General features: G+C 66.1%; 6 protein-coding genes and 2 pseudogenes. 2 read left to right on the top strand and 6 right to left on the bottom strand.

The annotated features are described in order from the left end of the window. Positions 1 to 84: 84 nt before the first annotated feature. Positions 85 to 492 (bottom strand): hypothetical protein, encoded by a 408-nt coding sequence (locus NI18_RS14960; protein ID WP_128082242.1) that lies wholly within the window; start codon positions 490 to 492, stop codon positions 85 to 87. A gap of 101 nt (positions 493 to 593) precedes the next feature. Beyond that, positions 594 to 1,635, bottom strand: a pseudogene (locus tag NI18_RS14965) (rod shape-determining protein). 149 nt (positions 1,636 to 1,784) lie between these two features. Between NI18_RS14965 and mutL the strand changes: the two are divergent. Both mutL and NI18_RS24445 read left to right on the top strand, forming a co-directional pair. After that, positions 1,785 to 3,600, top strand: a pseudogene (mutL, locus tag NI18_RS14970) (DNA mismatch repair endonuclease MutL). A gap of 398 nt (positions 3,601 to 3,998) precedes the next feature. Continuing rightward, a complete protein-coding gene (locus tag NI18_RS24445; protein ID WP_128082243.1) occupies positions 3,999 to 4,265 on the top strand; it encodes a hypothetical protein in 267 nt (88 codons plus the stop codon). 221 nt (positions 4,266 to 4,486) lie between these two features. On the opposite strand, the gene NI18_RS14975 is transcribed toward NI18_RS24445, so the two are convergent. From NI18_RS14975 to NI18_RS14990, 4 genes are all read right to left on the bottom strand, one after another. Then, positions 4,487 to 4,798 (bottom strand): hypothetical protein, encoded by a 312-nt coding sequence (locus NI18_RS14975; protein ID WP_037530979.1) that lies wholly within the window; start codon positions 4,796 to 4,798, stop codon positions 4,487 to 4,489. A gap of 101 nt (positions 4,799 to 4,899) precedes the next feature. Continuing rightward, positions 4,900 to 8,085: a TonB-dependent receptor gene (locus NI18_RS14980; RefSeq protein WP_084215229.1), complete on the bottom strand. Its 3,186-nt coding sequence runs from the start codon at positions 8,083 to 8,085 to the stop codon at positions 4,900 to 4,902. Between the two features lie 269 nt (positions 8,086 to 8,354). Then, positions 8,355 to 8,717, bottom strand: coding sequence for a Rap1a/Tai family immunity protein (locus NI18_RS14985; protein ID WP_128082244.1), 363 nt, complete (start codon positions 8,715 to 8,717; stop codon positions 8,355 to 8,357). Further along, positions 8,714 to 9,350 (bottom strand): hypothetical protein (locus NI18_RS14990; protein ID WP_052149227.1); only part of this gene is annotated, 637 nt, incomplete at its 5' end. The genes NI18_RS14990 and NI18_RS14985, both read right to left, overlap by 4 nt.

Genomic DNA, 9,350 nt, shown 5'->3' on the forward strand with positions numbered 1-9,350 from the left:
CGCCCACCGCCATGCCCGGCCGCACGCCGCTCCAGCGGCCCGCGTTGAGCAAGGCGAACCGGCGCCCGCTCGACGCGCTCGAACTCACCAGCGCGCGGTGACGACCGGTTCGGCGATCCGGTCGCGGACCTTCAGCAGCGATCGCAGCCGGCGATTGTCATAGGCGATCGTCCGCGCGCGCATCAGCAAAGCGCGCGTCTGCTCACGCTCGCGGCGCAGTGCGACATTTTCCTGGCGGACGAAGAAATAGGTCCCGATTGCCTCGGGCACCGCGGCGACCCCGCCCACGACCCAGGCGAGCCCAGACGAGACCGGCGCGGTGAGGCCCGCCACGCCCATCCGCGCGCCGGCAAAGGCGGGCGGGTTGAAGGTCGAGACGACGAGCAACGCTGCGCCCACCACCGCACCGGCGATGGCGAGCACATAGCCTACGAACACCCCATATTGACGCCGTCGGGAAAACCCCGTCCGGCGGTCGCGGGCTGGCGCCATGCGCCTGTCCCCTCGTTCTCGGGCATCGCCGGGTCCGGGGCCCTATCCCCGCGACTCGGTCGATGCGATTTCCACTGACCCGTTTCCCACCTACACGCTTCTCAGCCGCTCATCAGCACGCCGCGGAACAGCGGGTCCTCGAGCGCGCGGCCGATGCCCAGCGCGACGCAGGTCAGCGGGTCCTCGGCGACCGTCACCGGCAGCCCGGTCTCGTCGCGCAGCACCTCTCCAGCCCCTGCAGCAGCGCGCCGCCGCCGGTCAGGACGATGCCCTGGTCGACGATGTCCGCGGCCAGCTCGGGTGCGGTGTTCTCCAGCGCGACGCGGACGCCTCGACGATCGTCGCGACGGGCTCGCTCAGCGCCTCGGCGATCTGGCCCTGGTTGATCTGGATTTCCTTGGGCACGCCGTTGACCAGGTCGCGGCCCTTGATGTGGATGATCGTGCCGATGCCGTCGACCGGCGGCTTGGCGATGCCGACCTCCTGCTTGATCCGCTCGGCGGTCGCTTCACCGATCAGCAGATTGTGGTTGCGGCGGACATAGCTGACGATCGCCTCGTCCATCTTGTCGCCGCCGACGCGGACCGACGTCGTATAGGCCAGACCGCGCAGGCTCAGCACCGCGACCTCGGTCGTGCCGCCGCCGATGTCGACGACCATGCTGCCGATCGGCTCGGTCACGGGCATGTCGGCGCCGATCGCGGCCGCCATCGGCTCCTCGATCAGCCACACCGTGCTCGCGCCCGCGTTCGACGCGGCGTCGCGGATCGCGCGGCGCTCGACCTTGGTCGACCCCGACGGCACGCAGATCACGATTTCGGGCCAGCGGGCGAAGCGGCGCGGGCCGTGCACCTTCTGGATGAAATATTTGATCATCTGCTCGGCGACGTCGATGTCCGCGATCACACCGTCGCGCAGCGGGCGGATCGCCTCGATATTGCCCGGGGTCTTGCCCATCATCAGCTTCGCGTCGTCACCGACCGCCTTGACGCGCTTGATGCCGTTGATCGTCTCGACCGCGACCACCGACGGCTCGTTCAGGACGATGCCGCGGCCACGGACATAGACAACCGTGTTCGCGGTGCCGAGGTCGATCGCCATGTCGTGCGACATGAACTTGAAGAAACGCGAGTAGAAGGCCATTCAATCAGGGTCCCGTAATCCTGGCCGCCGGACGGGCGGCATTTCGCACATCATCTCGCGGGCCCCGCCGGTGTTTTCGAGCACCGGGTGCCTAATAAGCGGGCGTTTGCGGGTCGCGGGATGCCGTCGCTTGGTCTAGACGCAAACCCATGTCAATACGGCGTCTCCCCGAGCATCTCGTCAATCGTATCGCCGCCGGTGAAGTGGTGGAAAGACCCGCCAGCGCGTTGAAGGAGTTAGTCGAGAACGCCATTGACGCGGGCGCCGGACGCATCGCGATTCTCCTCGTCGAAGGCGGCACATCGCGCATCGAAGTCGCCGACGACGGATGCGGGATGACCCCCGCCGACATGATGCTCGCGCTCGAACGGCACGCGACCTCGAAGATGCCCGACGAGATCATCGAATCGGTCGTGACGCTCGGCTTTCGCGGCGAGGCGCTGCCCTCGATCGCCAGCGTCGCGCGGCTGACGATCGAGAGCCGGGTGAGGGGGGCCGAGGGCTGGTCGCGGATCGTCGACAATGGCCGGGTTGAGCGCGAGGGCCCCGCCGCGCTGCCGCCCGGCACGCGCGTGGTGGTCGAGGATCTGTTCGCGCGCGTTCCCGCCCGCCGCAAGTTCCTCCGCTCCCCGCGCGCCGAATATGCCGCCTGTCTCGATGTCGTCCGCCGGCTCGCGATGGCGCGTCCCGATATCGGCTTCACGATCGAACATGACGGCCGCCGCACGCTGGCGGCGACACAGGTCGAGGACCGGCCGGGCCGGGTCGCGACGCTCACCGATCGCGCGCTCGCCGACAATGCGGTCACGATCGACCTCGAACGCCCGGTCGACTCGGGCATGCTCGTGCTCGGCGGGGTTGCGAGCCTGCCGACCTACAATCGCGGCATCGCCGACCACCAGTATCTGTTCGTCAACGGCCGGCCGGTGAAGGACCGGCTGCTGATGGGCGCGATCCGCGGCGCCTATGCCGAGATGCTCCCGCGCGACCGGCACGCGGTCGTCGCGCTGTTCCTCGACGTCCCCACCGATCAGGTCGACGTCAACGTCCACCCCGCCAAGACCGAGGTCCGCTTCCGCGACCCGGCAATGGTCCGCGGCCTCATCGTCTCGGGCCTGCGCCGCGCCCTCGACGCCGCCGGCCACCGCAGCCAGCGCGCATCCGAATCCGCCCTGTCGATGTGGCAGCCAGAAACCTCCTCTCCCCCCGGGGGAGAGGAAGGGGCCCCGCCCGCAAAGCGGGTGGGAAGGTGAGGGCACGCCCCAAAGGCTGCCGCTAGAAAACCGCAGCTACGCCACGGTAAACGACGCCCGCCCGACGTTCTTCGCCGCGCCCCCACAGGCAAGAGCCGAACCCGCCTGGACACCCCCGCCGCAGACGAGCGCCTTCCCGATGGGCGTCGCGCGCGGCCAGGTCGCCAAGACCTATATCGTCGCCGAGGCGGAGGACGGTCTCGTCCTTGTCGATCAGCATGCCGCGCATGAACGCCTCGTCCTCGAACGGATGCGCGCCGCGCTCGCCGGCGGCACGGTCGCGAGCCAGGCGCTGCTGATCCCGGAGGTCGTCGAACTCGACGAACCCGCCTGCGACCGGCTCGAGGCGCGCGCCGCCGAGCTGTCCGAGTTCGGGCTCGACCTCGAACGCTTCGGCGCGCGCGCGATGCTCGTCCGCGCGACCCCCGCCTTGCTCGGCCAGAGCGATCCCAAAGGGCTCGTCACCGACCTCGCCGACGAACTCGCCGCGTTCGACGAGGCGCTTTCGCTCAAGGAACGGCTCGACGCGGTCGCGGGCACGATGGCCTGCCACGGCTCGGTCCGCGCCGGCCGCATCCTCTCGGTCGCCGAGATGAACGCGCTCCTCCGCGAAATGGAGATCACCCCCCATTCGGGCCAATGCAACCACGGCCGCCCCACCTGGGTAAAACTCGCGCATGGCGACATCGAGAAACTGTTCGGCCGCAAATAAACGGTGCGGCGGTGGGGGCGGGCACCGTCTCCCACCGACCCCCCACACTCCCCACACTCCCCACACTCCGTTCGTGCTGAGCGAAGTCGAAGCACCGCCACCCGGAGCACACCGTTCGACTTCGCTCAGGGCGAACGGACAAGGGACGTCATCTATCTCTTAATAGCGGACGTGAGCCAACGTTTTACAAGTACGCTATTCTGCATGCCTAAGATGTCGGGATAGACTCACGCCTCGCGCCTGATAGGTTGCCTAGAAAGGGGCTTCCATGTTCGAAAGATTAACGATTTTAGCGGCGGTCAGCGGACTATGGAGCGGTCAAGGCGACGCGGCATCCGATCCGTTTTTTTTGCAGTCCTTCGCGTAAGGAGATCTGCAATTACGACAAGCCCTGCGCATTGGAGGCAATAGGAAAATTTCTCGTAATTATTGATGACACCAGAAACACTTATACCCGTTGCGACAAGCCGGATCGAGATTCTTGTTCGACCTACGATATGGTCAAGTCCGGCGATTATAAGAAATATATGACCTTCGAAATGTCGGGCCGTGGCGGGTTCAGCAAGATCGGCCCGGATGGTGATTGGGCGGAGGCCGTCAGCCTAGGTGGTATGATCGTGGTCAGCCACGGTATGTGTTTCCGGGAAAGTGCGCTCAAAATGTAGTCGGCGAGCTATGTAAAGTTCGAACCGTAGCGCGCGAAACCAACACCTCTGCTTTCCCACCAATTGCAGACGTCGACACTGGCCGCTCTGCGGACGCGGTGGTCCAATCAACCCGGCGGGTCCCGCGTCCGGCAATAACGCTACCCGATCCTGCCCTCACATCCGCGTCACAAAAAAAAGCCCCCACCGTCAGGTGAGGGCTCGTGACGTCAGGCAAAGTCTTACTTCTCGCCATTGTCCTTGACGCCCACGGTGGGCACGTCGACCGTTTCGGTTTCGGTCTTGACCTTGGGGACCTCGACTTCGGTCTTCTTCGTGCCGACGACGACCGCCTTCGAATCGAGATCGACATTCGGCATGTCGCCGCCCTTGACGGAGAACTCCGGAAGCGAACCTTCCTTCACGTTGGCGCTCCAGAACCCGGTCGCAAAGAGGACACCGACGATGGCCGCAATGACGACAAGGACGATGACGATCGTCTTGCCTGCGCCGCTCTTCTGACGAACTGGCTCGCCGCCCCGATAATCTGACATTTAACTCTCCCTGTACTTACAACAGGTTCGAACACTCTCGACGCAGTCTTGTTCCGTTTGCGTCATGACGTCGAAATTGCCGGCGCCCGGCACGCGGATATTCACGCGTCTTGAGGGCGGAGCGTCGGACGGACGTCGCCGGCGCGCTTCCCAAAAAAAAGGGGGCCCGTCGCGAACGACGAGCCCCCCCGATACGCCCCGGTTCGATCAGAACCGCACGGCGCCCCGACCGCGAGGTTGCGGCCCAGCGCGTCGTAGCGCGCGGGGATCGTGTTGCTGCGCGCCAGGCTGATGTCGTAGGAATTCGCCAGGATCGGCGGCGTCTTGTCGAGCAGGTTGTTCGCGATCAGCCGGAGCGAGAAGTCGCGCGACACGGCGAAGGTCAGCGCCAGGTCGAAATAATTCACCGGCGCGATCCTGTAGAAGGTCGTCCGCGCGCGGTCGGGCGTGCCGCCGATCGCCGGATCGCCCGAATTGTCCGCACTCGTCAGCGACCCGACATAGCGCCAGTTGAACGAGGTGCTGAAGATGCCGTCGCTCGTCGTATAGGTCGTCCGCAGCCCGTGCGACCATTTCGGCAGCAGCTGGCCGCAGCCATTGCCATAATAGCCCGCACAATTGCGCTTGGGCTGGAGCGGTGAGTCCTGCCCGCCGGCAAAGGTGGTCAGCGACCCGTTGAAGTTCCAGTCGATCTTGCCGACCCCGCCCAGACCCAGCGTATACTGGCTCTGGAAGTCCCAGCCGCGCGCGATCGAGAAATAATAATTGGTCGTGCCCGCGCGGATGAAGCCGCTGGTCGGGTTGTTCGCGGCGGCGGCGTAGAGGATGCCGGTGCCGGGCTGGCGGACGATCCCCGAGCAGAAGAACGGGTCGCCGTTCGAACGCTGGCAGCCATCGGTGTAATAGCTGTCGTCGTTATAGCCGAGCGAGTTGTTGATCTTGATCCGGTAGCGATCGACCGAGAAGACCAGCCCGCGCAGGAAGCTCGGCTTCACGACCAGGCCATAGGTCTGGGTATAGGCGGTTTCGGGATCGGCGGTGAACCCGCCCGATCGCACCGTGCACTGGTCGTTCGGGCACAGCAGGGTCGCGCTGCCATAAAGTGCGTCGGACAGCCCGGTCGCCGCGCACACCTCGCGCGAGGCGATCGGCGTGGTCGTGGTGATCGTCCGGCCGGGATTGGCCGGGTCCGCGATCTGGCGCGGCACGGGGGCGCAGAAGTCGTTCTGCGATCCGCCCTGCCGGCTATAGTTGATCGCGGTCGCCTGGCGGATCTCGAACACGGTCGGTGCGCGCTGCGCCTTGTTGAACGACGCGCGGAACGTCAGGTCGCTGACCGGGGCATAGGTGCCCTCGAGCTTCCACGTGTTGAAGGTCTTGGGATTGCTGCTGTATTTCGACACACGATAGCCGCCCGTGACCTGCAGCAGATGCGCGAAGCGGCGCTCCTCGATCAGCGGCGCCTGGACCTCGATGTTCGATTCCCACACGTCCTGGCTCAGGTTGAAATCCTCGCCGCCATTCTGCTCGCGGTAGATCGCATCCGCGGACGAGGCATAGCTGTCCTTGCGATATTCGCCGCCCAGCGCGATCGCGACGCCCTGGTTCGCAAAGGGCGAGGTGATCCCGTATTTGCCGAGGTCGCCGGTCACGGACGACACGATGTCCCACAATTTGGCGACGCCGGTCGAGGTGCCGCTGCGCGCGGTGAAGAGGTAATCGGCCAGCGGTCCGCCGAGCGTGCCCGCGCTGAACGCGTTGAACGGGACACAGGCCGGGTCGACCCCCGACACGGTCGCCGCGCAGGTCGGCGTGCCGTTGACGCTGACGACGTTGAGCGAGCGGTTCACCCGGTCGAAATCGGCGAAATTGCCGAAGGTTATGTCCTGCTGGTTGCGCGAGAACACGCCGCCCAGATCATAGGTCCACGCGTCGCCGACGGTGCCGCGGATCCCCGCGGTCGCGCGGATCCCCTTGTTCAGATAGACGTCGGGCGAGAAGGGCAGGTCGTTGAAGCGATAGCGCACGTCGAGCGGCGCGAGCGCCGACGTCCCCGCCTGCGCACCGCAGATCGTGCTGGCCTGCGACGTCGACAGGAACGGGTTGTTGCAGTTCACCTGGTACGGCGTGTCGCCATAGGCGGTGTAGCTGTAGACGCGCGTCGGATAGGGGTTCACCGACCTGTCGCGGAACCAGATCCCCGAACCATAGAGCTCGAGCTCGGGTGCGATCTTCGCGCTGACGAAGCCGCCCGCCGTATAGCGTTCGAATTCGCGCTGATAGGAATAGCCGTCATAGGGGTTGGCCGCGTTGCCCGCGCCTGCGCCGTACGGCACGAAGCTGCGCGTGCCGGCGGGATCGTTGACATAGCCGACGCCGCTGTTCGCCCCGCTGCGCGGCGAGATATAGCCGCTCGGCGAATAGGTCGACAGCGAGCAGGACAGCGGGCCGTCCTTGCCGGTCTGGACCAGCTGGCATGCCGAGCTCGACCGTGCGTCATAGGGGACGTCATTGGCCTGGCGGTAATTGACGAAGCCCGACACGCGCAGCGCGCCGTCGAACAGCTTGGTGCCCGCGGTCAGCGTGACGTCGGACCGGCCGCCGTCATTGGTCAGCCCGCGCGGCGCCTCGAACGCGTTCGCGCGCGCCAGCGGCGACACGATCGTGTCCTTGTTCTCGTGATTGTAGAAGCTGTAATTGCCGTCGAGCTGGATCCCCTCGAAATCCTTCTTCAGGATGAAGTTCACCACGCCCGCGACCGCGTCCGATCCATAGACCGACGACGCGCCGCCGGTCAGCACGTCGACGCGTTCGAGCAGCGAGGGCGGGATGATGCCGACGTCTTGGCCGTTCTGCGTGCCCAGCCGCTTGCCATCGACCAGCACCAGCGTCCGCTCGAAGCCGAGGCTGCGCAGCTTGATCCGCTGGCGGCCGTCCGAATCCTGATAGGTCTGCTGGCTGTCGGGCGACACCTGCGGCAGGCGGTTGAGCACGTCCTCGACGGTGATCGCCGCCTGCGCGCGGATGTCCTGCGCGGTGACCGAGGTGATCGGCGCGGCCGATGTCATGTTGGGCCGCTGGATCCGCGATCCGGTGACGACGATCATGTCGTCGGACACGGTCTTGGCCGTATCGCCCGCGGCGAACGCGGTCTGCGCATCGGCCTCGACCTTGGCCTGGGCCGGCGTCGCCGGGCTGTCCGTCGCGGTCTGCGCCACAGCGGGGATCGCCGTCAGCAATAGCGATCCGGCAAGTGCAATATAGGACGTGGTATGTCTGAAGTTCATGAAGGCCCCCTTGTCCGGCTGCGCGATCGCGCTTGGTCCGGTTCCGGGGACATGAATTCTCCATAATGACTTATATGACAATACCCAAATATGACCGATTCATACGAATGTTGCGAGGATGTTCAGAAGAGGCACTATTTCGGTTATCGAAGGCCGTCGCTGTTCACCTTGGCGTCGCCCATTGCCATGCCGCCCGCCGACGAATCGTCGCGGGTGGCATCTCGGCGGATTGTCCATAGGGCCGTACCGCTACCGGTACGGCGGGCGGGCTAGCGTTTGGCGTTCCGCTTGCACGCAAAGGACCGGCGCAGCGCGTCGCGGACCACGAAGATCGGTGCGGCTTTCGCCTTCTTGCCCTTGGTGCGCAGATATTTGCGCGTCGTCGCGACCGCGTCGATCGTCGAGCCCTTGGTTGCCGAGGGGCAGATCTCGCGCGCCATCGACAGCGTGTCGAACGCGCCGAGGATATAGCCGGTGCAGAAGCTCGGCGCGGGGTCCGCATCCTTGCCGCGGCACTGCACGATCAGCTCCTCGGTCGTCAGCGCGCTCACCACCACGGGGCGGTCGGCGCGAGCGGGGGGGTGAGCAGGAGCGGGGGCAGCGGCCACCGCGGCGAGCCAGAGCAGGATCATGTCGGCTCGCTTTCCGCACCAGGGGTCGCCGCGACCGGCGTCGGCTTCAGATAGGGCAGCAGCCGCGCACGCGGAAACACGTCGTCGAGCGTCCGGCTCTCGGGCAGGATATACACCACGCCGCCCTTGCGGCGGAACAGCGGGCTCAGCTGGCCAGTATAGAATTTGCTGCCGACATTGATGCAGCCAAAGCTGATCCGGTTGTCATCCGGGCTCGGCGACACCAGCCGCTCGACCCGGCGTTCCTTCTTGTGGGTCGTGATCACCGCATGGATCGCGACCGAATTGGCATAGTCGACCCACAGCACCGACTGGCGTCCGAACGCGCGCCCGAACTTCGTGACGAACCGGCCTGCGGGCGTGGTCCGCTCGGCGGGCCCGATCTCGGCCAGATCCTTCGCGCCGACGCCCGGCGACGAATCGTCCCCGATCCCGACGCCGAGCAACACCGGCGTCTGCCCGACATATGCGCCCTTCGCATCGAACAGCAGCAGCGACGCCGCCTGCTTGTCGATCACCGCATAGGGCAGACCGGCATTGTCCTTCGCCGCCGCGACCCAGGCGACGATCTGGTCAGCGGCCGGCGACAGCAGCGGCAGCGCGAGCGGCACGACCGGGGCGGCCACCGCCACC

Source organism: Sphingomonas sp. Ant20 (assembly GCF_000783375.1).
Lineage (GTDB): Bacteria > Pseudomonadota > Alphaproteobacteria > Sphingomonadales > Sphingomonadaceae > Sphingomonas > Sphingomonas aerolata.

Excerpts from the sequence above, each read along its gene's own strand:
- NI18_RS14960 (WP_128082242.1), bottom strand. The coding sequence starts at position 492 with ATGGCGCCAGCCCGCGACCGCCGGACGGGGTTTTCCCGACGGCGTCAA.
- NI18_RS14975 (WP_037530979.1), bottom strand. The coding sequence starts at position 4,798 with ATGTCAGATTATCGGGGCGGCGAGCCAGTTCGTCAGAAGAGCGGCGCA.
- NI18_RS14980 (WP_084215229.1), bottom strand. The coding sequence starts at position 8,085 with ATGAACTTCAGACATACCACGTCCTATATTGCACTTGCCGGATCGCTA.
- NI18_RS14985 (WP_128082244.1), bottom strand. The coding sequence starts at position 8,717 with ATGATCCTGCTCTGGCTCGCCGCGGTGGCCGCTGCCCCCGCTCCTGCT.